Origin of the sequence: Janthinobacterium sp. BJB301, from assembly GCF_002735685.1 — a bacterium.
GTDB classification, from domain to species: domain Bacteria; phylum Pseudomonadota; class Gammaproteobacteria; order Burkholderiales; family Burkholderiaceae_D; genus Janthinobacterium; species Janthinobacterium lividum.
In genome coordinates this window covers 1,444,017-1,468,676 of record NZ_PDZJ01000001.1, presented here as the reverse complement: position 1 = coordinate 1,468,676, position 24,660 = coordinate 1,444,017, and the positions used below count along the sequence as shown (strand labels likewise).

24 protein-coding genes are annotated in these 24,660 nt (G+C 66.2%); 9 read left to right on the top strand and 15 right to left on the bottom strand.

Features of this window, described 5'->3' with window-relative positions:
- Positions 1-100 precede the first annotated feature (100 nt).
- From CSQ91_RS06330 to CSQ91_RS06320, 4 genes are all read right to left on the bottom strand, one after another.
- On the bottom strand, positions 101-385 hold the full coding sequence (locus CSQ91_RS06330; protein ID WP_099387713.1) for a hypothetical protein: 285 nt from the start codon (positions 383-385) through the stop codon (positions 101-103).
- Positions 386-430: 45 nt separating this feature from the next.
- Positions 431-841, bottom strand: a complete 411-nt coding sequence (locus CSQ91_RS28540) for a hypothetical protein (protein ID WP_143450959.1) — start codon at positions 839-841, stop codon at positions 431-433.
- Positions 842-971: 130 nt separating this feature from the next.
- On the bottom strand, positions 972-1,439 hold the full coding sequence (locus tag CSQ91_RS06325; RefSeq protein WP_099387712.1) for a MepB family protein: 468 nt from the start codon (positions 1,437-1,439) through the stop codon (positions 972-974).
- The gene (locus tag CSQ91_RS06320) at positions 1,436-1,669 is read right to left on the bottom strand and encodes a hypothetical protein (protein WP_099388588.1); all 234 of its coding nucleotides are present in this window, start codon (positions 1,667-1,669) and stop codon (positions 1,436-1,438) included. The genes CSQ91_RS06325 and CSQ91_RS06320 overlap by 4 nt, the downstream gene beginning before the upstream one ends.
- Positions 1,670-1,766: 97 nt before the next feature.
- Here CSQ91_RS06320 and CSQ91_RS06315 point away from each other — a divergent pair, with 97 nt between their 5' ends.
- Positions 1,767-2,129: a TfoX/Sxy family protein gene (locus tag CSQ91_RS06315; protein ID WP_099387711.1), complete on the top strand. Its 363-nt coding sequence runs from the start codon at positions 1,767-1,769 to the stop codon at positions 2,127-2,129.
- Here CSQ91_RS06315 and CSQ91_RS06310 read toward each other — a convergent pair.
- The 7 genes from CSQ91_RS06310 to CSQ91_RS06280 form a co-directional block, all read right to left on the bottom strand.
- Positions 2,118-3,122: a 2-hydroxyacid dehydrogenase gene (locus CSQ91_RS06310; RefSeq protein ID WP_092604841.1), complete on the bottom strand. Its 1,005-nt coding sequence runs from the start codon at positions 3,120-3,122 to the stop codon at positions 2,118-2,120. The two genes, CSQ91_RS06315 and CSQ91_RS06310, sit on opposite strands and share 12 nt — an antisense overlap.
- A 94-nt stretch (positions 3,123-3,216) precedes the next feature.
- Positions 3,217-4,410, bottom strand: coding sequence for a hypothetical protein (locus CSQ91_RS06305; protein WP_099388587.1), 1,194 nt, complete (start codon positions 4,408-4,410; stop codon positions 3,217-3,219).
- A 115-nt stretch (positions 4,411-4,525) separates the two neighbouring features.
- On the bottom strand, positions 4,526-5,716 hold the full coding sequence (locus tag CSQ91_RS06300; RefSeq protein WP_099387710.1) for a hypothetical protein: 1,191 nt from the start codon (positions 5,714-5,716) through the stop codon (positions 4,526-4,528).
- A gap of 2 nt (positions 5,717-5,718) precedes the next feature.
- Positions 5,719-7,284 carry an MBOAT family O-acyltransferase gene (locus CSQ91_RS06295; RefSeq protein ID WP_099387709.1) on the bottom strand — a complete coding sequence of 522 codons (1,566 nt, stop codon included), beginning with the start codon at positions 7,282-7,284 and terminating at the stop codon, positions 5,719-5,721.
- The gene (locus CSQ91_RS06290) at positions 7,274-8,347 is read right to left on the bottom strand and encodes a glycosyltransferase family 4 protein (RefSeq protein ID WP_249153742.1); all 1,074 of its coding nucleotides are present in this window, start codon (positions 8,345-8,347) and stop codon (positions 7,274-7,276) included. The genes CSQ91_RS06295 and CSQ91_RS06290 overlap by 11 nt, the downstream gene beginning before the upstream one ends.
- Positions 8,348-8,349: 2 nt before the next feature.
- Positions 8,350-9,822, bottom strand: coding sequence for a lipopolysaccharide biosynthesis protein (locus CSQ91_RS06285; RefSeq protein ID WP_099387707.1), 1,473 nt, complete (start codon positions 9,820-9,822; stop codon positions 8,350-8,352).
- 15 nt (positions 9,823-9,837) lie between these two features.
- Positions 9,838-11,922 carry a glycosyltransferase gene (locus tag CSQ91_RS06280; RefSeq protein WP_257217234.1) on the bottom strand — a complete coding sequence of 695 codons (2,085 nt, stop codon included), beginning with the start codon at positions 11,920-11,922 and terminating at the stop codon, positions 9,838-9,840.
- 152 nt (positions 11,923-12,074) lie between these two features.
- Between CSQ91_RS06280 and CSQ91_RS06275 the strand changes: the two genes are divergently transcribed.
- Positions 12,075-13,361 carry a putative O-glycosylation ligase, exosortase A system-associated gene (locus CSQ91_RS06275; protein WP_099387705.1) on the top strand — a complete coding sequence of 429 codons (1,287 nt, stop codon included), beginning with the start codon at positions 12,075-12,077 and terminating at the stop codon, positions 13,359-13,361.
- Positions 13,358-14,293 carry a polysaccharide deacetylase family protein gene (locus tag CSQ91_RS06270; RefSeq protein WP_099387704.1) on the top strand — a complete coding sequence of 312 codons (936 nt, stop codon included), beginning with the start codon at positions 13,358-13,360 and terminating at the stop codon, positions 14,291-14,293. The genes CSQ91_RS06275 and CSQ91_RS06270 overlap by 4 nt, the downstream gene beginning before the upstream one ends.
- On the opposite strand, the gene CSQ91_RS06265 is transcribed toward CSQ91_RS06270, so the two are convergent.
- The 3 genes from CSQ91_RS06265 to CSQ91_RS06255 are packed head-to-tail and all read right to left on the bottom strand — an operon-like array spanning position 14,202 to position 19,008.
- A complete protein-coding gene (locus CSQ91_RS06265; RefSeq protein WP_099387703.1) occupies positions 14,202-16,148 on the bottom strand; it encodes an asparagine synthetase B family protein in 1,947 nt (648 codons plus the stop codon). The genes CSQ91_RS06270 and CSQ91_RS06265 overlap by 92 nt on opposite strands.
- The gene (locus CSQ91_RS06260; protein ID WP_099387702.1) at positions 16,145-17,401 is read right to left on the bottom strand and encodes a pyridoxal-dependent decarboxylase, exosortase A system-associated; all 1,257 of its coding nucleotides are present in this window, start codon (positions 17,399-17,401) and stop codon (positions 16,145-16,147) included. Before CSQ91_RS06260 ends, CSQ91_RS06265 begins: the two co-directional genes overlap by 4 nt.
- Entirely contained in the window at positions 17,398-19,008 is a 1,611-nt protein-coding gene (locus CSQ91_RS06255) for an acyl-CoA ligase (AMP-forming), exosortase A system-associated (RefSeq protein WP_099388586.1), read from the bottom strand. The genes CSQ91_RS06260 and CSQ91_RS06255 overlap by 4 nt, the downstream gene beginning before the upstream one ends.
- Positions 19,009-19,218: 210 nt before the next feature.
- Here CSQ91_RS06255 and CSQ91_RS06250 point away from each other — a divergent pair, with 210 nt between their 5' ends.
- From CSQ91_RS06250 to CSQ91_RS06225, 6 genes are read left to right on the top strand one after another with little or no spacing between them, the layout of a single operon-like run.
- Positions 19,219-19,974 carry a hypothetical protein gene (locus tag CSQ91_RS06250; RefSeq protein ID WP_099387701.1) on the top strand — a complete coding sequence of 252 codons (756 nt, stop codon included), beginning with the start codon at positions 19,219-19,221 and terminating at the stop codon, positions 19,972-19,974.
- On the top strand, positions 19,953-20,198 hold the full coding sequence (locus CSQ91_RS06245; RefSeq protein WP_099387700.1) for an acyl carrier protein: 246 nt from the start codon (positions 19,953-19,955) through the stop codon (positions 20,196-20,198). Before CSQ91_RS06250 ends, CSQ91_RS06245 begins: the two co-directional genes overlap by 22 nt.
- Positions 20,195-21,055, top strand: coding sequence for a hydrolase 2, exosortase A system-associated (locus tag CSQ91_RS06240; RefSeq protein WP_099387699.1), 861 nt, complete (start codon positions 20,195-20,197; stop codon positions 21,053-21,055). Before CSQ91_RS06245 ends, CSQ91_RS06240 begins: the two co-directional genes overlap by 4 nt.
- The gene (locus CSQ91_RS06235; RefSeq protein WP_099387698.1) at positions 21,052-21,939 is read left to right on the top strand and encodes a hydrolase 1, exosortase A system-associated; all 888 of its coding nucleotides are present in this window, start codon (positions 21,052-21,054) and stop codon (positions 21,937-21,939) included. Before CSQ91_RS06240 ends, CSQ91_RS06235 begins: the two co-directional genes overlap by 4 nt.
- A 53-nt stretch (positions 21,940-21,992) precedes the next feature.
- Positions 21,993-23,237, top strand: coding sequence for a glycosyltransferase (locus CSQ91_RS06230; RefSeq protein ID WP_099387697.1), 1,245 nt, complete (start codon positions 21,993-21,995; stop codon positions 23,235-23,237).
- Positions 23,234-23,923, top strand: coding sequence for an ABC transporter permease (locus tag CSQ91_RS06225; RefSeq protein ID WP_180278359.1), 690 nt, complete (start codon positions 23,234-23,236; stop codon positions 23,921-23,923). Before CSQ91_RS06230 ends, CSQ91_RS06225 begins: the two co-directional genes overlap by 4 nt.
- Here the strand turns inward: CSQ91_RS06225 and CSQ91_RS06220 are convergent.
- The gene (locus tag CSQ91_RS06220) at positions 23,910-24,647 is read right to left on the bottom strand and encodes a hypothetical protein (RefSeq protein ID WP_099387696.1); all 738 of its coding nucleotides are present in this window, start codon (positions 24,645-24,647) and stop codon (positions 23,910-23,912) included. The two genes, CSQ91_RS06225 and CSQ91_RS06220, sit on opposite strands and share 14 nt — an antisense overlap.
- Positions 24,648-24,660: the final 13 nt, after the last annotated feature.

The window sequence follows — 24,660 nt, the reverse complement described above, 5'->3', positions numbered from 1 at the left end:
GTGTTCGCTGCGTTGGCGATCCATTTATTTGCAGAAGCAGACGTGAAATTAGAAATATGATTGCGTCCTGTTGGATGGAGAGCCCATCCCTGATGCAGGCTCAGGCTTGCGAAGCCTTCTGATTTTCTACACGCTTTAGTCCTATCGATAACCCTACGCATCCACTACCAACGGCAAGCAAGAAGTAAGAGTCGACATCTGATATGCTGGCACTTTCCGCCTCATCAAGTAAGCCATCCCCGAGCCTTTTCCACACCTCCGACTTTTCTAGCGTAGTAATGGTATCAAGCATGCCGATGACTCTGTTTAATATCTCTGGCGTGGTTCTTGGCATAAGAATTAACACGACATCAATCAACTTCTTCAGTTTCGTTACATTCCCCATAACCTCTCCGTTCTTTTAGATTCTGGATGGGAGTACATCGCACACTCAGTTTGCCGTACAAACACCCATTGCTTGTGTCTCGCCTGACATATTTGTGAGATTAAATGAAACAAGAAACATTTCATGCTTAGTCATTAATTGTTTTATTTTTTTAGTACAAACTTTGGACTGCCAAATCTCAGTGCGTCCCAGATTTTCCAGGAACTTTACCCTGTCGACATCGGCGCCAGGCTCCGACATGAATTCGGCAGCATCTGTCGAAAATTTCAGCACATAGGACAGCCTGGGCTTTTCTAAAGTCTGTACCAATGAGACATAGCTCATTTTTGCCTCGAACGAAGCAACAACGTCGTTTCCGTAAGTATTCAACTCCTCTGCAATTTTTCCAGGATCTGGAGAACAACCAATTAACGATAGCAAAGAAAAGAAAGCCCAGTATATTTTTAATTTATTCATATTGCATTTTTCAGAAAAGAGATTTTCCCCAGCACATATTGATCCCTCATGCTGCCGTTCACGCTAAGTATATAACTGTGACGAGGGTGCGTATATACCAAGACCCAACCAGCTAATATTCACGCCAAGTTCAGCTTTGCAACAGGCAAGCAATCCCGGGCAGCTCATCTTGATCCACAAACCATTCCCCCTGCCAGCGCTGCGTGCGCTGTGCCTGGATGGATTCCGGCACACACCACGGCGGATACACGCGCAGCGCGCGCTTGCCGCCCTGGGCGGCGCGCGACATCACGCCGCGCTCGATCAGCACGCTGCGCGGGAAAATGAAAAAGCCGTGCCGCGCGCCATCGTCGTCGGCCACGGCGATGATGACGACATCGACGGGATCGGCTTCGTCCAGGGGGGCGATGTCGGCGTCGGGATGGGGGCGCTTCCAGACGGTGACGAACTGGCCGATTTTCGTCGGCGTGGTTTTCGCCGCGCGCAAGACCAGGCGCTTGCCGTGCAGGTCGGCGCGGCAGGCGCCGTATTCCGCGCTTTCCGCTTCCGGCACGGGGGCTTGCGGCAAGCCCAGGAAAGCCCAGGGACTGGCCTTCATTGCGCGCTGAACTCGGCTGCGGCCTTGGCCGCCCACAGCGCTTCGGCGTGGCTGGCGAACGGGCTGTCGTAGCCGTCGACCTTGCCATCCTCGTCGACAAAGTACAGCCACCAGCCGTCGGCCTGCTGGCGGATGGCCGTGTGGCCCGGTGCGCAATGGGTTTCGATGGCGTCGCCTGCGGCCAGGGTGGTAATGCTGATGCCGCGGTGAATAATATGCTCGGGTGTCATGGAAAATAGGTCATGCGAAAAAATCAATGGCCATAGTGTAGCCGCGCCGGCGAATCCTTGCCAGTGCGCTACACTGTTCTTTCACACGGAGGACGACATGGCATCACAGCAAGGCACGGTGGATTTTTTGCTCGACCAGATGGCGGGCGCGGGCAGCCTCAGCGCAAAAAAAATGTTTGGCGAATACGGCCTGTATTGCGACGGCAAGATGTTCGCCATCGTCGCCGACGACCAGCTCTTCATCAAGCCGACGGATGCGGGACGCGCCTGGATCAGCGTACAAGGCACGCTGCAGGAAGCGCCGCCTTATCCGCAAGCCAAGCCGTATTTCCTCATCGATGGCGGGCTATGGGATGAGCGCGACTGGCTGAGCCAGCTGGCGCGGCGCACGGCCGATGCCTTGCCACTGCCGAAACCCAAGCCGCCGCCCAAGCCTAAAAAGCAGGTGTCAGCTGGCTAGTACGCTGTTCTCGCAAGCCTTGCCCTGGCGGAAGCACGCCAGGTTGTGATACGTGATGGCGGCGATCTCGCGCAGCGCTTCGATGGTGAAGAAACCCTGGTGGCCCGTCACCAGCACGTTCGGGAACGTCATCAAGCGCTGGAAGATGTCGTCGTCGATGATGTCGGACGAGCGGTCCTGGAAGAACAGATTGCTTTCCTGCTCGTACACGTCGATGGCCAGGGAACCCAGCTGGCGCGATTTGAGCGCCTCGATGACGGCGCCCGTGTCGATCAGGCCGCCGCGCGAGGTATTCACCAGCATGGCGCCCTTCTTCATCAGCGGCAAGGTTGCTTCGCTGATCATGTGGCGCGTACTGTCCATCAAGGGGCAATGCAGCGAGACGATGTCGGATTCGGCCAGCAGTTGCGGCAATTCCACCATCGTGCCCAGCTGCGCAAACGCAGGCGCCGGATACGGGTCATGGCCCAGCACCGTGCAACCGAACCCTTTGAAGATGCGCGCCGTCGCCAGGCCGATCTTGCCCGTGCCGACGATGCCGACCGTTTTACCGTGCAGTGTCGCGCCCAGCAAGCCGTCCAGCGAGAAATTGCCTTCGCGCACGCGGGCGTAGGCGCGGTGCGTGTGGCGGTTCAGGGTTTGCACGAGGGCCAGCGTGTATTCGGCCACGGCTTCCGGCGAATACGCGGGTACGCGGGCAACGAACAAGCCCAGGCGCCTGGCCGCTTCGAGGTCGAGGTTGTTGTAGCCGGCGCAGCGCAGCAGGATGGCGCGCACGCCGTAGCGTTGCAGCGATTCCAGCACGGGCGCGTCGAGCACGTCGTTGACGAAGACGCACACGGCGTCGGCGCCTTGCGCCAGGACCACGGTTTCCTGGCTCAGCAAGGCACTGTGGTAGACCAGTTCGATGCCGGCAGCGTCGGGCTGGGACGGCAAGGCTTCATCGAAGAAACGGCGGTCGTAGGGCTGGCTGGCAAAGAAGGCGATTTTCATGGGGAGTCCTGGAACTTGCTGGATGGCAAAACATCATCATAGCGCATGCGCCCTGCCCCACGCTGTACGCCTGGCACCTGGCGCCCGCCGCAGGCTATTTGGGTTCGCGCGGCAAGGTCAGCACATGGCGCAGGTAGGCCGTTTCCTTGGCGTGCTGCGCGTGGTAGCGCTCGCGCGCGGCACGCGTGGCCGCCTGGTGGGCCACGATGCCGGTTTCCGTCAACTCCGCGCCGAAGTCCGCCGGCGGCTGCAGCGGGCCGCCAAACAGGCGCGCCAGGATGAAGCGGCCCACATTCTCGCGATAGTGCGATGCTTCCCAGTAATAGCGCATCTCGCGCGCGCCCGTCACTTGCGGGATCGGTTCGCTGGTGATGCTGTTGAAACCGGAAAAATCAACCAGGCGCACGTCGCAGCCCAGGCGCCGGTGGCGTCCGGCCATTTGCGCCAGGTCGCGCTGCCATGTTTCCATGGCGTCCCACTTGCCGCGCCAGTACAGGGCGTCCAGCGTGAGCGCGTGCGTGGGATTGATGTACAGGCGCAAGCGCGTGCCGCCACGGCACAGTTTCCCCACGCTCGTATCGAAGGCATGCAGGGCCGGTTCGGTCGGCCCCAGGCCGTCGCCGAATTCCTGCAGGCGCGGCGTGAAGGCGCGCGCCGTACCGACCCAGCCATGGTTGCGGGCGGTGATGCAGGACTGATCGCGCTGGCCATGCAGGGCCAGGCTGGAGAGGCAGGCGCCGTCATAGCTGCCGCTGAGGATGCGCCAGGTGTCGCGCGTCATGTCCACTGTCAGGCCGCGCTTGATGTTGAGCAAGGCGCGCCGCGCGAAAAAGGCGGGGCCGCCGTCCGTCAAGCCCGGCTCCACGCCGGCCGAGCCCAGCTCCAGCGAAAACGAAGGAGCGTCGATGCCCCACACGAGAGTGTCGACATGGCTGACCCTGGCCGCGTGTTCGGCCAGGCGGATGGCGTCGCCGATCGAGGCGCCCGAGACGGCGCTGTTGAAGACGCTCTTGCCATCGAACAAAGTACGCATACTGCTGGCGGGCAAGCCCATTTCCGTACGCGAATTGCCGATATACACGACGGCGGGCCGGTAGCGCGCCACAGCATACGTCTTGCCCCACACTGCGAGCTTTTCATACGTGGGACGCAGGCGCTGCACCAGGGGGCTGTCCCACTGGTGCAGCAGATACGGGTCCACGCGGTAATTGACGGCGGAAACGAGTGCCAGCGCGGCCAGGGCGCAGGCAAAGAAGATGGCGAGGTAGCGGCGGGCGGCGGTATCCATGATCAGCACCGGAAATAGGGAAACTCGGCGACCCGCCGCATGCGGCAGCTGCCGGCGATGAACAGGGACAGGAACGGGAACGGGAACGAATGAAACGGCATGACTCCTCCTTGCTTCAACGCCGGATCAGCGGCCCGTCCAGCACCCGCTGCGTATAGGCCGCCTCGCGCGCATGTTCCACGCGATAGCGGTCGCGCGCCGCGCGCGCGGCCGCATGGTGGGCGTCGACGTTGGCCTGCGTCAGCTCCACGCCGAAGTCGGCCGGCGGCGGCGTGTCGCCGCCAAACAGGCGGGCCAGGATCAAGCGGCCCACATTGTCCCGGTAGTGCGACACTTCCCAGTAATAATGCATGTCGGGCTTGCCGCTGACGAGCGGGGTCGCTTCCGTCGTGATGCTGTTAAAGCCGGAAAAATCATACAGGCGCACGTCGCAGCCCTGCTGGCGGTGGCGCCCGGCGAGCTGCACCAGTCCCCGCTGCCAGGCCTGCATGGCATCCCACTTGCCGCGCCAGTGCAGCGCATACAAGGTCAGCGCGTGCGTGGGGTTGATATACAGGCGCAGGCGCAGGCCACTGCGGCACAGCTTGCCGATGCTGGCGTCCAGCGCCAGTGTCGATGGCGGCGTCGGCCCCAGTCCATCGCCGAACTCCTGCAGGCGCACGGGAATGGCGTCCTTCGTGCCGAGCCAGTGCCGCATGCCCTTGCGGGTGCACGTCTCGTCGCGCTGTCCATACAAAGCCAGGTTGGAGCGGCAGACATCGCCGGCCTTGCCGGTGAGGATGCGCACGCTGTCCTCCGTCATGTCCAGGGTCAGGCCGCGCTTCAGGTTGACCAGGGCGCGCCGGGCGAAAAAGCCATGCTCGGCGCCCGTCAGGCTGTCTTCCACCCGCGCCGCCCCCATGTCTAGGGAAAAAGTGGGCGCGTCGATGCCCCACACCATGGTCTCGACGCGGCTGACCCTGGCCGCATGCTCGGCCAGGCGGATGGCGTCGCCGATCGAGGCGCCCGACACGGCGCTGTTGAAGACGCTCTTGCCGCCAAACAAGGCGCGCACGCCCGTCGGCAAGCCCAGTTCCGTGCGCGAATTGCCGATGTAGATGATGGCCGGCCGGTAGCGCGCCACGGCATAGGTCTTGGCCCAGGCGCCGAGCTTTTCATTCAACTGGCGCGGACGCTGCAGCAAGGGACTGTCCCACTGGTGCAGCAGGTAGGGGTCGACCTGGTAGTTCAGGAGCGAGACGGAACCGAGCACCAGGCAGATGCAGGCGAGAAAGCCGGTCAGGTAGCGGCGGGCGGCGGTATCCATGGTCAGAACTGGAAGTAGAGAAATTCGGTGACCCGGTTCATGCCGAAGATGCAGGCGACGAACAGCGCGGCCAAACCTACGCTCCAGCGGCGCGTGGGCCGCCAGCTGAAGGCCCAGCGTCCTGCCGGTTGAAAGATTCTTTCAATGGCGGGCTCGTAAAGAAAGAATATTTCCTGCGTATTCGGCGCCTTGAAAGCCAGCAGCATGGCGCCCAGCAGCACGGGCAAGCCGGGGCCGGCCAGTTCGATCCAGCGGATGCCGTCAAAGGCCGGATGCAGCCCCCATTGCGCCAGGCTGGCCGCGTGGCCGGCCAGGCCGCGCGGCAGGCTCACGCCATTGCTTCCCACCAGCGCGCCCGTGATGTCCCAGGCCGTGGCCACGTCGGGCGCGCGGAAGAAAATCCAGGCCAGCATGACGGCAAAAAAGGTCAGCAAGGTGGACCACCAAGCGGGCAACCAGCGCGCCCGGAGCGAACCGAACGCGCGCTGCCACGCCTGCTGCAGCACCAGGTACAGGCCGTGCAAGCCGCCCCAGATGACGAAGGTCCAGCCGGCGCCATGCCACAGGCCGCCCAGCAGCATGGTCAGCATCAGGTTGCGGTAGCGCATGGCTTCGCCGCGCCGGCTGCCGCCCAGGGGAATATACAGATAGTCGCGCAGGAAACGCGACAAGGTCATGTGCCAGCGGCGCCAGAAGTCCGCGATATTGGCCGCCTTGTACGGCGAATTGAAGTTCAGCGGCAATTTCACGCCGAACAGGCGCGACAGGCCGATGGCCATGTCCGAATAGCCGGAAAAGTCGAAATACAGCTGGAAGGTATAGGCCAGCACGCCGATCCACGCTTCGATCAGGGTCGGTTCGGCGCCGGCCGCGAACACGGGCATGGCCAGCGGCGACAGGTTGTCGGCGATCAGCACCTTTTTTGCCAGGCCTATCGTAAAGATCGACAGGCCGATGGCGAAATTGGCGGCGCGCGGATGGGCGTTGGCCGGATCGGCGAACTGCGGCATCATGTCGCGGTGGTGCAGCACGGGGCCGGCGATCAGGTGCGGGAAATAGCTGACGAACAGCACATAGTGGATAAAGCGGTATTCGCGCACCTCGCCCCGATAGCAATCGACGAGGAAGGCGATCTGCGTAAAGGTAAAGAAAGAGATGCCGATCGGCAGGATGATATCGAGGCCGGACAAAGGCAGGCTTGCAGCGCCAGCACCGGCGACAATGGCATTCACGCTGTCGATGAAGAAATTCGCATATTTGTAGTAGGCGAGCAACCCCAGGTTTAGCGCCAGCGCGGCGACCAGCACGCGCTTGCGGGCCGCGCCCGCGCTGGCGCCGATCAGGCGGCCGGCGCCGTAATTGACGCAGATCGAGGCCAGCAGCAGCGGCAGGTAGCGCACGTCCCACCAGGCATAGAAGAACAGCGAGGCGAGCGCCAGCCAAATTGCGGGCGCCAGGCGGCGCCAGCTGGCGGATGCAGCGGCGGTGGCCAAGCGGTCCAGCAAAAAATAGCCGGCCAGCACGATGGGCAGATATGCGAACAGGAAAGCGAAGGAATTAAACAGCATGCTGCCTCCTGGCCGGCAAGGACTGCGCCTGGTAGTAACACTCGGCAATCTGCGCCGCCACCCGTTCCCACGTAAAACGTTCCACCAGGGCTTGCACGCGGGCGCGCTCGGGCGGCAGCGCCAGCAATGCGAGGATGGCCTGGCGCTGCGCGGCGCCATCGTCCCAGGCCACCTTGCGCAGCGCGAAGACGGAATCGGGCAAGTCCAGCGCGCTTTGCGCCGTCATGACGACAGGCGTGCCGGCCGCCAGCGCTTCAAGCACGCTCAAGGGAAACACTTCGCCCTGGCTGGGCAAGGCCGCCACGGACGCCGCATGGTAGGCGCTGGCCAGCAGCGGGTCGGCGTGGTCGAGCGCGCCCAACCAGCTGACGTGAGGCAAGTCCAGCAGCAGTTGCAGATACGCCTGCTGTTCGCGCGGCGCGGCGCCGATCAGCACCAGGGGCAAGCCGGCGCCCGCCAGCGCCTGGGCCAGTCCCAGCTGGTTTTTATACGGTGAAATGCTGCCCACCATCAGCACGAACGGTCCGGCGATGCCCGTTTCGCGCAGGAACAGATCGCCATTGGCCGTGAAGAAATGCGGGTTGATCCCATTCGGCAAGACGCGGACGGCGTCGGGCGGCATGCCGAAACCTTGCACCATGGCGTCGCGTTCGGCCTCGCCCAGGGCGATCACCACGTCGGCCAGCTGCAAGGCGCGCCGCGTCTGCGCATAGCTCGTCTGCACCATCCACTCCGTCAGGCGTCCCGCCAGCCGGTCGGCCAGCCGCGCGCGCCAGGCGCTGGCCCGGCCCCAGCTCGGCGACAGCAGCGGCGACAGCACCACCGGTACGCCTTGCTCGCTGGCCATTTCCATGATGCGGTAAGTGCCATTGCTCGCCGAGAACACGTGCAGCACGTCGAAATCGGCCAGCCGTTCATGGTTGGCGTCCACCAGTTGCACTTCCAGGGGCCGCGCCGGCAGCTGGGGCAGCCGGTTCAGCGCGGCAATGGTTTCGCGTACCTGGATCTGCAAGCCGCCGTCGCGCTGGAACAGCATCGGGTAGGACAAGATACCGACACGCATGGTCATCCTTTCGTGCATTTGACTGCCAGCCAACGGCCAGCCAGCTTGCGTTGCAATAACAGAAACTCGCCAGCGAGCTCATGCTTCAACAGGAACAGGCCGGCCAGCCAGCACAGCAAGGTGGCCAGCGCCGTGCCCGTCAGCGCCAGCAGCGCCGGGGTCTCCACAGGCAGCCACAGCAGCGAAGCGATGGGCGCGACGGCGCTGACGCCGCAGAGCAGCAGGCTCTTGCGCAATGCCCGGGCCAGGATGCGCCAGTCCAGCGCGCTCAAGCGCCGCAGGCAGCCATAGTTCAGCCAGCTGCGCAGCACGTTGCTGAGCACCACGGTCCAAGCCACCACCACCAGGCCGAACGGCGCCGCCGCCAGCAGCAGCGCCACTTTGATAACGCCCGCGCAGGCATCGAGCCGCACCTGCGCATGCAGCTGGCCCGTCGCCACGAACAGGTAGCGGGCCATGCTGAACATGCTATACACGGCCGAGGACAGGCACATGATGCGGATCAAGGGCACACAGGCCAGCCATTGCGAACCGTACAACACCTTGACCAGCGGCAAAGCCATACAGGCGAGGAAGAGAAAAAACGGCCAGGCCAGCGCCGTCATGTAGCTGATCGTGCGCAGATACACGAGTTCCGCCCCGCCCTGTCCCCCTTCCCCGCGCGCGCGGGCCGCGAACAGGGGAAACACCACGGGCGAAATCGCGCTGGTGATGGCCTGGTTGAAGATATTGAGCACGCTTTGCGCCTTGCCGAACTGGGCCAGGCTTTCAATGCCGATCAGCTTGCCGATGATGAGGTCCGGCGCCGCCACGCCCGCCTCGTCGACGAGGCCGCCCCCCGTCGCATACGCGCCAAAGCGGGCGATATCGCCCATGCCGCGCCGTCCCGGCAGCCACGGCAGCTCTGCGGGCCGCACCAGCAGGCTCACCAGCAGCGAAGCGCAGGAGCCGGCCAGCGCGGCCCACACCATGCTCATGTAACTGTGGCCATGCAGCGCCAGCAGCACGGCCACCAGCAGGTTGACGACGCTATTGGCCGCGTTGATGGCGTAGATGGCGCGAAAGCGCAGTTGCCGGCGCAATATAGGCAAGGTCAAGGCGCTGAACGGTATCAGGAGGAAATTGATCGCCAGCAGGCGCAGCACGAGGGTCAGCCGGGGTTCGCCGTAGAAATGCGCGAGCGGCGCGCTGGCCAGCAGCACCAGGCCCGCCAGCAGCCAGGCGACGAGCAGGCTGGTGGCCAGCGCGGCCCGCAATTTCACCGTGCCGAGCTGCTTTTCCTGGATCAGGTATTGCCCCACGCCAAAATCACGCACCACTTGCGCCAAGGCCACCAGCACGGCGCCCAGCGAATACACGCCCACTTCGGCCGGCGTAAGCAGGCGCGACAGCACCATGGTGGCGATGATGCCCAGCAGCAGCACCGTGTATTTTTCGGCGAACGAGAAAAAGAACGAATGGCGGGTGGCGCTCATGCGGGCCGCCCGCGCCTACACCAGACCCGCATAGAACTGGCGCAGCTGGCGTTCCAGGCGCGGCATCGAGTAGCGCTGCACGGTCTCCTCGCGGGCCAGCCGTCCCATGCGGGCGCGCCGGGGCGCATCGAGCAACAGCGTTGCTACGGCCGCGCAGGCGGCGTGCTCGTCGTCCAGCGGCAGCAGCAGTCCGCCTGCGCTGTCGTGCAGGATGTCGTGCGTTCCCGGCACGTCCGTGCCCACGGCCGGCACGCCGCAGGCCATGGCTTCGATGGTGGCGATGCCGAAACCCTCATTTTTACTCAGCAGCACATGCAAGTCGAAGGCCGGCATCAGCAGTTCGACGCGCTGCTGGAAGCCGGCAAACACGACTCTTTTCTGCACTCCCGATTGCTGCGCCTGCAGCCGCAGCATGGCGTCCAGCGGCCCCGTGCCCACGAGCACTAAATATAAGTTGGGAAACTGCGCGACCAGGCGGGCAAACATAGCCAGCAGCGCTTGCGGGCGTTTCTGTGCGGAAAGCCGCGCCACGCACCCGAGCACGAGCGCGTCCGGCGGCAGCCCCAGCTGCTTGCGCGCCAGCATCCGGCGTTCGGGCGAAACAACAAAAGTGTCCGTATCGACGCCGTTGGGAATCACGGCCAGCCGCGTCTGCGGCGCCAGCATGTCGCGGTACAGGTCGAGGAAATGCCGCATGGCCGACGGCGACACGGCATACACGCCCTTGACGCTGCGGAACGCTTCCTGCAGCCGGGGCCGCTGCCAGTCGCTGAAGGCTTCCAGCGGAAACGCATTGTGCACGCTGATCACGGCCGGCAAGCGGCATTGCCGGGCCAGCCACAGGATGGAAGCGCCATAGCTGGTCCAGCAAAACGCCACGTGGACGAGATCGGGCCGCAGCCGCCGCAGCCGCCACGCACCCGTGACCCTGGCGCGCAGCCAATTCCAGCGCCGCCAGGCCCAGTGTTCGAGAAACAAGGGCGGCTCATACACTTGCACCTGCAGATGCTGCGCGCGCAAGCCGTGCGCCCAGGCAGTAAAACCGGGAAAGCGCCGCAGGGCCAGCACGCTGTCATAGCCATTCGCGCCCAGTATGCTCGCCTCTTGCGCCATGCGCAGCTCCATGCCGCCCAGCTCGCCCGAATAACTGCTGATGACGATGCGCGGCAGGCGCTTGCGCCGTCCGCGCCACGCTTCATGAAAAAAGCCCCGCAGCCAGGCCCGTTCCCACTGGCGCAGGAACAGCTCGGCATGGTCGCGCCGCAGCCAGGCCCGCACGGCGCCGAGGGAATCGCGCACATATCTGCCCAGCATCCAGCGCGGCACGCCCAGCAGCTCCACGCTGGGTGCGAGTGTCGCCAGCCGGCATTGACCCCGGCCAAACAGCATGGCGCGGCGCAGTATCCAGGCGCGCTGCACTTGCGTGGTGCGGATGATGTGCGCCACCCTCGCCTGTGGACAGAACCAGGATGGGTTGCCAGCCGCATGCATCTCCAGGTTGAGCCGGGTTTCACTGCCCATGGCGTAATTGGCGCCCTGCGGGCCGATGCTTTCGTCATAGCGGGCGCCCGCCTCGAAGATGCGGCGGCGTATCGCCATGTTGGCGCCCCACACCAGGCCCGGATACACGGGCGCGTCGCGCAGGTCGGGGCTGGTAATGCCCCACGTCAAGCCGACAGGGGTCAGGCGCAGCAGCCAGTCCTCCGGCTGTTCCCGCCAGGCGGGCACGATGGCGCCGCCGAACAGGGCGTAGCCGGGGTGATCTCGCGCGCTGTCCTGCAGGCGGCACAGCCAGTCGGATGCGGGCATGGCGTCATCGTCGCCAAAGACGAACAGCTCGCCGCCGTCGCCGCCCAGGCGCAAGGCATATTCGACGGCCCCGTTCAGGGCCGGACTGCGTCCCCGCCGCGCCACGTAGACATAGCTCAAGGGCAAGTGACCGCGGAAGGCGGCGATCACCCGGGCCGTGGCGTCAGTGCTGCCATTGTCGGCGATGACCAGGCGCCAGCCGCCCACGGGCGCGCGCAGTCCCATGTAGGCGCGCAATACCTGGGGCAAGGTGCCGGCGCCATTATAGGTCGCCATGAGAACGGTCAACAAGGACATGCCTCCTTGGTCTTACCATGACAAAACTGATTGGCAGTTTCAACAACGCCGAACGGTATTGATCCAGTGTACTGAGCCTGCCCGCCAGCCCGTTGACAGGCATCAAGACCTTGCCAACCCGGGCAACACCAGGAGCGTCCCCCTTCATGCGCGACATACTGATTACCGTCATCATCCTGGGTTCGCTGCCCTTCATCCTGAAGGCGCCGGCCATCGGCGGCCTGATGTGGGTCTGGGTCAGCGTCATGAACCCGCACACGCAGGGCTGGGGTTTCGCCACCCACATGCCGTTCGCCTTCATCATCGCCATCGCCACCCTGGTCAGCCTCGTGATGACGCGCGAGCCGAAAAACCTGCCCCTGACGCCCGTCAGCGTGCTGCTGCTGCTGTTCGTCGCGTGGATGAACCTGACGGCGCCGTTCGCCCTGCTGCCCGAGTCGTCGTGGGTGCAGTGGAACAAGGTCATGAAGATCATGCTGATGAGCTTTGTGGTGATGATGGTGATACGCACGCGGCAGGACATCGTGCGCCTGGTCTGGGTGCTGGTGGTTTCGATCGGCTACTACGGCGTGAAAGGCGGCATCTTCACCATCCGCAGCGGCGGCACGGAGCGGGTCTGGGGACCGGAAGAAACATTTATTGGCGATAACAATGCGCTGGCCCTGGCCCTGATCATCACCATCCCCCTCATGTATTATCTGCAGCAAAACACGGACAAGCGCTGGCATCGCCACGGCCTGTCGGCGGCCATGCTGCTGTCCGCGCTGTCCGCGCTGGGCTCGTATTCGCGCGGCGCGCTGCTGGCCATCGCCGCCATGGGCCTGTTCATGTGGCTGAAAAGCGAGCGCAAGATGGTGCTGGGCGCGCTGCTCGGCACGGTCACGCCGCTGTTGCTGGCCTTCATGCCCGAGCGCTGGGCCGAACGCATGGACACCATCAACACGTATCAGGACGATGTGTCCGCCATGGGCCGCCTGAATGCCTGGCGCATGGCCTGGAACCTGGCGCGCGACCGTTTTCTCGGCGGCGGCTTCGACGTCTCCGACGCCGCCATCTTTGCCCGCTATGCGCCCATTCCCACGGATGTGCATGCGGCGCACAGCATCTATTTCCAGGCGCTGGGCGAACACGGCTTCGTCGGCCTCTTCATCTACCTGGCGCTGGGCATCGCCACTTGGCGCACGGCGACCGCCATCATCCGCCGCACGCGGGGCAAGCCGGAATTGCGCTGGGCGCACGGCCTGGCCACCATGAGCCAGGCCAGCCTGATCGGCTTTGCCGTGGGGGGCGCCTTCCTCAGCCTGCTGTACTTCGACATGCCGTATTACCTGATGGCCGCCCTGATCGCCACGCGCATCATCGTCGAACAGCAGGCGCCGGCCCTTGCATCCCGCCCGGCCAAGGCCCAGGCAACGGTGGCGGAGCAGCCATGACGGCGACGCTGTCCATCCTGATCTACCACCGCGTGCTGGCGCGGCCCGATCCGCTGTTTCCCGGCGAAGTGGATGCGGCCCTGTTCCAGCGCCAGCTGGGCCTGTTGCAACGTTTCTATACGCCGCTGCCGCTCAGCGATGCCGTGCGGCGCTTGCAGGATGGCAGCCTGCCGCCGCGCGCCGCCTGCATCACCTTCGACGATGGCTATGCGGACAATGCGCAAGTGGCCCTGCCGTTGCTGCAGCGCCATGGCTTGCACGCCACATTCTTTATCGCCACGGGCTACCTGGATGGCGGACAGATGTGGAACGATACGGTGGTCGAGGCCGTGCGCCACGCGCCAGGCCCCGTGCTGGACTTGCGCGTACACGGCCTGGGAACGTTCCCCGTCGCCAGCCTGGCACAGCGGCAGGCGGCCATCGCCACCTTGCTGGGCCAGCTCAAATACCAGCCATTTGCCCGGCGCCAGCAGCTGGCCATGCAGATCCGCCGCCAGGCGGGCGCCACGGCAGGCCCGGCGGCGATGCTGAGCACGGCGCAGCTGCGCCAGCTGCATGCGGCCGGCATGGAACTTGGCGCGCACACGGCCAGCCATCCGATCCTGTCCACCTTGGCGGAGCGGGCGGCGCAGCGCGACATCGCCCATGGCAAGCAGCAGCTGGAAGCGCTGATCCAGGCGCCCGTCTCCCTGTTTGCCTATCCGAATGGCAAGGCCGGACGCGACTACGGCGCGCCGCACGTGGCCATGGTCAAAGACCTCGGTTTCAAGGCGGCTGTCGCCACGGACTGGGGCGTGGCGCGCCCTGGCGCGGGACTCGACCTGCTGCAGTTGCCCCGCTTTACGCCGTGGGATCGAGGACGCCTGGCGTTTCTGTGGCGCATGCGGCAAAACCGCCGGCAAGCGCACCCAGCGCGCCCGGATGCTGGCTGAGCCACTGTTCCAGCATCAGCAGCAGCCACACCATGGTGCCGTGATAGGCAGGGTGTTCCGCCAGCAGGCGCCCTTGCAGATCGTCGATGAAGGCGGGCCGCACGATGCCGCGCCCGCGCAGCTGGGTCAGATTGTCGAAGGCAAACTCGCGCAGCGGCACGTGGCTGTGCAGCCACTGGCCGAAAGGCAAGCCGAAGCCGTGCTTTTTCTTGCGCACGATGGCCGGCGGCAGGATTTCCGCCAGCGCCCGCTTGAAGAAAGGCCGCAGGCGCATGCCGTCGAGCTTGTCCTGCGGCGCCAGGCGTGCAGCGAACGCCACCATCGCATCGTGCAGGAAGGGAAACGCCGCTTCCACACCGGCCAGTTCGCACGCCTTGCGCACCTTGAACAGGTCGTTGTCGGCCAGGGTAAACCGCATGTCCAGCGCCAGCAACTCATTGATCTGGCTCAATCCCTGGCCCTGGCGTTCCCAATACGCACCATTCACGCAGCCAGGCGCCATGCCCGGGTCGATGGTATCGATAAAACCCGCTTCCAGCACCGTGCGGTGGCCATGGCGCAGCAGCAGGTTGTAGCTGTCGAGGCGGGCCGGCAGCGGCAGGCTCGCCTGCTCGATGTAGCGGCGCGCCTTGTCGCCCAGCCGCCACGGTTTGCCCGCGCGCTCGCGGAACAGCAGCGGCTCGATGATGGCCTGGCGCAACATGACGGGCAAGCGCTCGTACTGCGACAGCAATGCCTGGTGCGCATAGCGCTCATTGCCGCCAAACAATTCATCGCCGCCGTCGCCGCCCAGCAGGCGCGTCACGCCATCCTCGCGCGCCATCTGCGCGCAATAGTAGGCGGGAATGGCCGAGGCATTGCCGAAAGGCTGGTCGAAAATGGCCGCCATGGCGGGAATCGCGGCCAGCACGTCGTTTGGCGTCACATAGCGTTCGTGGTGGATGCTGCCCGCATGGCTGGCGGCCAGGCGCGCATACGCCATTTCATCATAGCCGGGCGCGTCAAAACCGATGGAATACGTGCGCGCGGGCCGGCCCGTCACCTGGCCCATGATGGTGGCCAGGGTGGAACTGTCCGTGCCGCCGCTGAGAAACGCGCCCGTGTCCGCCCCATCCGCACCCAGGCCGCTTTCCACGGCCTGGCGCAGCAGGCGCAGGAATTCCTGCTTGTTGCTGGCAAAGCTGGCCCGCGTGCGCGTGCGCGCAGCCGGCTCCTGGAAGGCCAGTTGCCAGTAGCTGCCCTTGCATTGCTTGCCACCCCGCACATGCAGGTATTCACCGGGCAACAAGCGCTGCTGGCCAAGATAGGCCGTGGCCGGGCCGGGCACCATGTGGAAGAACAAATAGTGATACAGGGCTTGCGGATCGAGCGCCCCCCGCACGGACGGATGAGCCAGCAAGGCGTCATGCGAGGAAGCAAAGAACAAGCCTTGCGCATTGTTCGCGTAGCTGAGCGGATGCATGCCGGCACGGTCCACGGCCAGCAGGGCCGAGCCGGAAAAGGCGTCGAGAATGGCCAGCGCAAATGGCCCCGACAGGCTGGCGCAAGCCGCCACGCCCCGGCTCAGCCACAGGGAAGCGAGGCGGCATGCCACATCGTCCGCCGAGCCGTCGAGTTCGGGCCGGCCCCAGATGGCCACCTGCAAGCCATCTTGCTGGTACACATGGCGGCTGCCGTCGATGGCGGCCACGGCCACCCCGCCCACTTCGCTCAAGCTGGCGGCCAAGGGCGCGCTATCGAAGCGCGACAAGGGCGCCGCCATGCTTGCCAAGGCGGCCTGGGCTGCGCCATCGGCTGCGCTGCCGCCGGCATGCCCCCCGCCCGCCATCGCCAACCAACCGCACAGGCCGCTCATACGAGTACCTCGGCCGGCAGCGGATGGCCGAGAAAGGCCGTCGGACTGGCCGTCAAGCCATACGCGCCCGACTGGAACACCACCGCCAGGTCGCCCTCTTCGGCCCGCGCCATCTCCATCTGGTCGGCCAGCAAGTCCAGCGGCGTGCACAACGGTCCCACGACGGAAGCCACTTCGCGCGCCCCGCCCTGCAGCCGGTTGCCGATGGCGACCGGGTAATTCTTGCGGATCAGCTGGCCAAAGTTGCCGGACGCGGCCAAATGATGGTGCAAGCCGCCATCCGTCACCAGAAACACTTGTCCATGCGACACCTTGCGTTCGAGCACCTTGCACACGTACACGCCCGCCTCGGCCACCAGATAGCGGCCCAGTTCCAGGTTCAGGCGCGCGCCCGGTGCCGCCTGGGCCAGGATGGCGAGCTGCCGCTGCAAGCCTGCGGCGACGGGCGCCAGGTCGAGCGCCTGGTCGCCGGGAAAATACGGCACGCCAAAGCCGCCGCCGATATTCAGGGTGCGCAAGGGCGATGGCGCGCTGTCGGCCAGTTGCAGAGCCAGCTGCACGCTCAGGGCCTGTGCTTCGGCCAGGGCCGTCGCCGACAGGCTTTGCGAACCTGCATACAGGTGAAAGCCGTGAAAATCCAGCCCCAGCTGGCCGATGCGGCCCAGCAATGCCGGCACGAGGGCCGCATCGACGCCAAACGGCTGCGCGCCGCCGCCCATGCGCATGCCCGTGCGGCGCAAGGCAAAATCGGGATTCACGCGCACGGCCACCCTGGCCATCACGCCCAGCCGTTCACTGGCCAGCGCCACCCTTTCCAGCTGGGTGCCAGACTCCACGTTGATCAACACGCCAGCCGCCACGGCCCGCGCCAGTTCGCCATCGCTCTTGCCCGGTCCCGCAAAACTGATGCGCTCGGCCGGCATGGGCGTATCGAGCGCCGTGGCCAGTTCCCCGCCCGAGGCCACATCGATGCCATCGACCAAGCCCGCCAGCCACTGCACCACGGCAGGCATGGGGTTGGCCTTCATGGCGTAATGCACGTGCACGCCAGCGGGCAAGGCGGCGCGCAGTTCCGTCACGCGGCGCGTGATGTGCGCCCGGTCATAGGCATAGAACGGCGTGCTGCCTACCCTCTGGGCCAGCCGGCGCAGGGGCAAGCCGCCGACCAGCAGCATGTCGTTTTCCACCGCAAACTGGCGCAGCGGTGGGTGCGGTGGCAATTCCGTATTGTTCGAGTGGATCAAGTCCTTCATGCGGCATCTCCTGTTTGGACCGCATACGCGCGTGCCAGTTCCCTGGCCAGCAAGGGACGGTCGATCTTGCCGTTCGGATTGCGCGGCAGCACGCCGTTGCGGATTTCCACCCACAGCGGCACCATATAGCTGGGCAAGCGGGCGCGGCAGGCGGCCAGCACGCTGTCGCGCAGCAATTCCACACCGGGCGCGGGCGTGACGAGCAAGGCGATGGCCTGGCCCAGCACGGCGTGGGGCAAGCCCAGCGCGGCCGCTTCGCCCACCAGCCCGCTTGCATACGCCACTTCCTCGATCTCGGCCGGGCTGACCCGGTAGCCGGACGTCTTGATCATGTCGTCGCTGCGGCCCACGAAATACAGATAGCCATCGGCATCGCGGCGCACCGTGTCGCCCGACCAGACAGCCAGTTCCGGCAGCACCAGGCCGCTGGCCTGCGGCGGCAGCGGCTTGAAGCGTTCGGCCGTGCGCGCCGCATCGTTCCAGTAGCCGAGCGCCACCAGCGCGCCGCGGTGCACGAGCTCGCCCGGCTCGTCCGCGTCGCACACGCTGCCATCCGGACGCAGCACCAGCACTTCCGCGTTGGGAATCGCTTGCCCGATGGAATCGGGACGCCGCTCCAGCTGTTCCGGCGCCAGGTAGGTGGAGCGGAACGCTTCCGTCAAGCCATACATCAGGTAGACCTGGGTGCGCGGCAACGACTGGCGCAGCTTGTCGAGCGTGGAGCGTTGCATCACGCCGCCCGAATTGGTGATGTAGCGCAAGGGCGTGGACAATGGCCAGCTCAGCTGCGACAGCTGCACCCACAGGGGCGGCACGGCGGCCAGGCCCGTGATGGCTTCCTGCTCCACGGCTTCGACGATGTCGCGCAGCAGCAGATAATTCATCAGCACGGCGCAGGCGCCGCTGGCAAACGCCGTCGTCAGCTGGCTCAAGCCATAGTCAAAACTGAGCGGCAGGACGCATAAAATGCGGTCCTCCGGCGTGTTGCGCAGGTAGCCCGACACGCTGAGCGCGCCCGCCAGCATGTTGCGGTGCGACAGCACCACGCCTTTCGGCCGCCCCGTGCTGCCGGAGGTATATAAAATGGCAGCCATATCGATGTCGATCGCCGCATGCGGCTTGGGTACGGGCGCACCAAAGGCGGGCACATTGGCGGGCACCGCAGTCCACGGCAGCACGCGGACCTTGTCCAGGCGAGACTCCGCATGCCCTTCGCCCGTCAGCAGCACCGTCCGCAAGTCCGGACAGGCGGCCAGCGCCGGGCCCAGCTGCGCCAGGCGTTCGCGCGACGTGACGAGGATGGTCACATTGCAATCGGCCAGGATGTAAGCCACCTGGTCCGGCTTGAGCAGCGGATTGACGGGCACGAACACGCCGCCGGCGGCCGCCGTACCGAACACGGCGCTAACGTTTTCCGGGCGTTTTTCCAGGTACACGGCCACGCGCGCGCCACGCTGCAAGCCCAGGGTCAGCAGGGTGCCGGCCGCCTCGCGCACGGACTGCGCCAGCGCGGCATAGCCTATTTCCTCGCCCTGCCACGACAGGGCCGGCGCGTGGGGGGCGCGCTGCGCCGTTTCGAAGATCAGATCGTGTATCAGTGTCGCCATCGTTTCGCCCCTCTGCTCGGCATGCCAGGTCATGCATCCCCTATGATTGGGACAAACGGGCGCGGCAGTGTTGATTTTTATCAAGTAAGCGCCTCTCGCGGCGGGCGGCCGCCGATCCGGCGCAATGCTTGAGGCCGCGCAACATCGGCCCCGGGCCGCTGCGCTCTAATGGACAGCGTTGGCTGCATAGCCGCCCCCTCCTCGACCGCCATGGCCCTGTCCCCGGAATTTCCCTTGCTGCAACGGCTAGCCGACAGCCTTCGCCAGCTGGGCTGGCGCGACAGCGCCTGGCTGGCCGTGGCACGGCTTCTGGCCCGCATGCCGGGCGGGCGCTGCGCGCTATATCGTTATCAATTCGTCGCGCAAGCCGTGGCGCCCGGCTCGCTGTGCCGTGGGCGCGGCCAGTCGATCACGGTGACGCCCTGCCTGGCGGAAGCGGACTTGCCCCCCGGTCCCGAGCGCCGGCCCGGCGCGCTGGGCGAACGCTATCGCCAGGGTGCGCAATGCCTGGTGGCGCGGAACAAGACCGGCATGGCCGGCTGGATCTGGCTGCTGCGCCACGGCTGCCAGGAAGACGAGGTGCGCGCCCGCTATGCGCTGGCGTCGCAGCAGTCGTCCTGGGACCTGGACGTGTGGGTGCATCCGGAACAACGGGGCGGCCTGGTCTTCGCGCGCCTGTGGGAAGAAGCCAACGCCGTGCTGTACGCGCAGGGCGTGCGCTGGTCGTGCAGCCGCATTTCGCGCTTCAACCGCGCCTCGCTGGGCGCCCATGCGCGCCTGGGCACGCACGCGCTGGGCACGGCCACGTTTATCCGCTGCGGCCGCTGGCAAGCCATGGCCGCCAGCCTGCCGCCGTACCTGCACCTGTCGCGCCGCCCCGGCGATATCCCCTGCCTGGCCTTCGATACGTCGTCCCTGCCGCACTACCCTTCCCTGGAGCTGACATGCCGCATCTTGAAGCAGTAAAGCACATCCTCGACACCACCCTGGGCTTGAACGGGCGCGTGCTGGAGGCCCACACGCCGCTCCTGGGCAGCGTGCCGGAACTCGACTCGATGGCCGTGATCGGCGTGATCGCCGCGCTGGAAGACCATTTCGGCATCAGCGTCGACGACGACGACATCCACGCGCGCCACTTCGCCACCGTGGGTACCCTGCACGATTTCGTGTTTGCAAAGCTGCGACCATGAACCGCGCCGCCCTCGACGCGCTGCCGCTGCTGCCCTTCTTCCTGCCCGCCAGCGGCGGCCAGCGCTACTGCCTGCTGCACCTGCCGCCGCCGGGCCAGGCCGCGCGCGGCGGCATCCTCTACGTCCATCCATTCGCCGAAGAGCTCAATAAAAGCCGCCACGTGGCCGCCGCGCAGGCGCGCGCCTTTGCCGCCGCCGGCTACAGCGTGCTGCAGATCGACCTGTTTGGCTGCGGCGACAGCAGCGGCGACTTTGGCGAAGCGCGCTGGGACATCTGGCACAACGACCTGCACCTGGCTTGCGCGTGGATGGCGCAGCGGGTCGACGGCCCCTTGACCGTGTGGGGCTTGCGCCTGGGCGCCCTGCTGGCCCTCGATTTCGCCCGCCGCCCGCCGCTGCCCCTGGCGCGCCTGCTGCTGTGGCAACCGGAACTCGACGGGCGGCGCAGCATCGACCGCTTCCTGCGCCTGCGCCTGGCGACCCGCATGCTGACCGGGACTACACAGGAAGCGCCCGGCCAGGCGCGCGCCGCGCTGGCGAACGGTGAAGCTGTGGAAGTGGCCGGCTACCTGCTGGCGCCAGAACTGGCGCAGGCCATCGATGACGTCAGCGTAGCCGCGCTGCTGCCCGCCATGCCTGTCTACTGGCTCGATTACCACGCGGGGGACCAAACGGGCCCGTGGTCGCCGCCGCTGTTGGCCCGGCAATGGCGCGAACGCGGCGCCGCCGTGCATGTGGCCAGCTTCGATGACGGCCCGTTCTGGCACAGCGGTGAACTGCTGGCGTGTCCGCAACTGCTGTACGCCACGCGGAAACTGTGCCGCGACTGGCTCGACGAGGAAAGGCCCCCGCCATGAAGCGCGACGACGGCCTGCAGCGCCCCGCGGCGCACGCTGTGCGCGAGCTGGCCCTGCGCTTTCGCAGCACAGCGGAAGACAGCGAGGCGCAGGCACGCCTGGCCGGCATCCTCAGCCTGCCCGGCGTGCCGGGCCAGCGCGGCGTATTGATCGTCACGGGCGGGCCGCAGTACCGCGCCGGCAGCCACCGCCAGTTCGTCTTGCTGGCCCGCGCCCTGGCTGCGCAAGGCTGGCCCGTGCTGCGTTTCGACTTGCGCGGCATGGGCGACAGCGAGGGCAGCGCGCGCGATTACCGCGCCGCCGGTCCCGACATCGCCGGCGCGCTGGCGCAATTCTTCGACGCCGTGCCGGCCTTGCGCGAAGTGGCGCTGTGGGGCTTGTGCGATGGCGCCACGGCGGCCGCCTGCCATGCGCCGCATGACGCGCGCGTCAAAGCGCTGGTCATGCTCAACCCGTGGGTGCGCAGCAGCGCCGGCCTGGCACGCGCCACCCTGCGCCACTATTATTTGCCACGCCTGCTGCAAGGCGGTTTCTGGCGCAAGCTGGCCAGCGGCGGATTGCGACTGGGCGCCAGCCTGGCCTCGCTGCGGCAGGTGGCGGCCGCCACGCAAGAACCGGCAACGCCGGAAGACGACGCGCCCGCGCCAGCCCTGCTGCGGGCGCTGGCGCAATTCCAGGGCAAGGTACTGCTGATCCTCAGCGGCGACGACCTTGGCGCGCGCGAGTGGCAAGCCCTGCTCGATGGCGATCCTGCCTGGCGCGCCGTGACCGCCCGCCTGCAATGGACGCAGGCGCAGGTCGATGGCGCCAACCATACGTTCGCCAGCGCCGCCTGGCGCGGCGAAGTGGAGCAGCTGTGCGCGCGGTGGCTGCAGTCATGGTAAGGACCTCGCCGAACGCGGTCCGACCGAACGCGGCCCGACCAAAACGGGTGCTGATGATCGCCTACCATTTTCCGCCGCTGGCCGGCGGCAGCGGCATCCTGCGCACCCTGGGCTTTGCCCGTCATTTGCCCGACTGCGGCTGGCAGCCGCTGGTGCTCAGTCCCGCGCCGTTCGCGTATGCGCAGCGGGGCGATACGCAGCTGGCGCAGATCGGCGCGCAAGCGACCGTGCGGCGCACCCTGGCGCTGGACGCGGCGCGCCACTTGGCCATCGGCGGGCGCTACCCGCGCTGCCTGGCGCTGCCCGACCGCTGGAGTTCCTGGTGGCTGAGCGCCGTGCCGGCCGGCCTGCGCATGATCCGGCAATACCGGCCCGACGCCATCTGGTCGACGTATCCGATAGCCACCGCGCACCTGATCGCGCTGACCCTGCAAAAACTCAGCGGCCTGCCATGGGTCGCCGACCAGCGCGACCCCATGCTCGATGACAGCGACCCGCTGGCGCCGTATCCGCCCGAGCCGCGCCTGCACCGCATGCATGCGTGGATCGAACAGCGCATCGCGGCGCGCAGCGCGGCCATCGTCTGCACCACGCCGGGCGCCATCGCGGCGCACCAGCGGCGCCTGGCGCAGGTGGGGCGCGAACGCTTCCGCCTGATCGAAAATGGCCACGACGATGACGAGGGCGCCGCGCCGCAGGACGGGCCGCGCGGCCAGCGCAGCCGCTTCCTGCTGCTGCACAGCGGAGTGATCTACCCGTCCGAGCGCGATCCGCAAGCGCTGTTCGAAGCCCTGGCGCGGCTGCGGCACGACGGCGTGCTGCATGCCCGCAATTTCCAGCTGGTGCTGCGCGCCACGGGCCACGATGCGTGGTTGGCCAGCCTGCTGGCGAAATACGGCATCCAGGACCTGGTGCGCCTGGAACCCCTGCAGCCGCACGGCGCGGCGCTGCAGGAAATGCTGGCCGCCGACGGCTTGCTGCTGCTGCAGGCGGCCAATTGCAACGGACAGATTCCCGCCAAGCTGTACGAATACCTGCGCTGCCGCCGGCCCATCCTGGCACTGACCGACCTGGCGGGCGACAGCGCGGCCAAGCTGCGCCACTGCGGCATCGACACCATCGGCCAGCTGGCGTCGGGCAGCGACTGCGCGCGAGCGCTGCTGCGCTTCCTGGAACTGGCGCGCCAGGGACGCGCGCCGCTGGCCAGCCCCGCCGCCATCGCCCTGCAATCGCGGCAAGCCCGCAGCAACGCCCTGGCCGATTTGCTGGACCAGGTCAGTCACAGGAGCCCGACATGAAGCATCCCTTGTTAGCCTGCGCCCTCGCCGCCTGTTGCGCCGGCGCCGGCGCCGCCGATTGCCCGCCCTACGTCAAGCACACGCCGGGCGGTGACTATACGAGCGCGCAAGACCGCGAGGGCCTGTCCGTGGTCGAAAAGTTCCATTTTTCACGGGCAGTGGAAACGCTCGCGCAGGGCCTGACGGGCAGCCTGGGCGCCGACATCAGCTACACATTGGAGCACTTCCCGAATCACCACCGGGCGCTGGCCTCGATGGCCAAGCTGGGCTTGCGCCTGAAAAGCGCGCAGCCGCCCGGCGCCCGCTACACGGTCAGCTGCTATTTTGAGCGGGCGATCGCCTTCGCGCCGCACGACGTGACGGCGCGCATGGTGTATGGCAGCTATTTGCTGTCCACGGGCCAGGACGCGACGGCGCTGGAACAGCTGGACGCGGCCAGCCGCCTGGCGCCCGAGCAGGCCACCATCCAGTACAACCTGGGCCTGATGTATGTGAAGAAGAAGGAATACGAGAAGGCCAGCGTGCACGCGCAAAAAGCCTATGCCCTGGGTTTTCCCCTGCCGGGGCTGAAGAACAAGCTGAAGGCGGTGGGCAAGTGGAGCGAGCCGCCGCCGGCCATCATGGAAGCGAAGGAAACACCGCAAGAACCGGCCGTGCCGCCCGTCGAGCAGCCTAGCGGGGAATGACGGCCGGCCGCCTGGCCACGCTCAGATGGCCCGTCGGCGAAGCGGCCAGCGCGGCGGCCAGGTCGCGCCGCGATTGGGCCTTGTCTTCGGCCTCGCTGATGTACGCCAGTTCGGCCGGCTGCAGCACGGTAAGCGTCAGCAGCAGCACTTCGCCATACGGCGTGTCGAAGGATGGGGGAATGCTGCTTGCGCCCTGGGCCAGCAGCACACCCACCTGTTCGTTTTCGTCTTCCAGTCCCTCCGGTGCCTGCTGCAAGTCCAGCGCCATCGACACGCTGCCATGGCGCTGCACCAGCAAATCGATGGAGCCATGGTCGGCCACGTTCTGGCTGACCTGGTAAATGACGTCGAAGAGCCAGGAATGCGCCACTTCCTTGCCGTCGAAGGCGGACAGCGGCGCCTCGATGCACACTTCCAGCAGATGGCCGCGCGGGACGAACACGTCGTCGTCATCCTCGAACGGATCGCTCAAGCCATCGCTGGCGATGAGGATGGAATCACTCCGTCGGATCACCCTCCAGGCCTGGCGCAACGATGGCCAGCGCGGGCCGCCCATGAAGGCCGGGTTGACCAGTGGCGCCAGCACGTCGGCGTCCATGGCGCCCAGGGTGGCATAGAAGGCGTCGCGCGCGGCGCAGGCCGTAGCCAGCATCTGCGCGCCCGCTTCCTTGCCGACGACGGCGTCGTCAGGTTGCGGTACTTGGGGGATAGCGTTTTCAGGCATGAGAATACTCTTT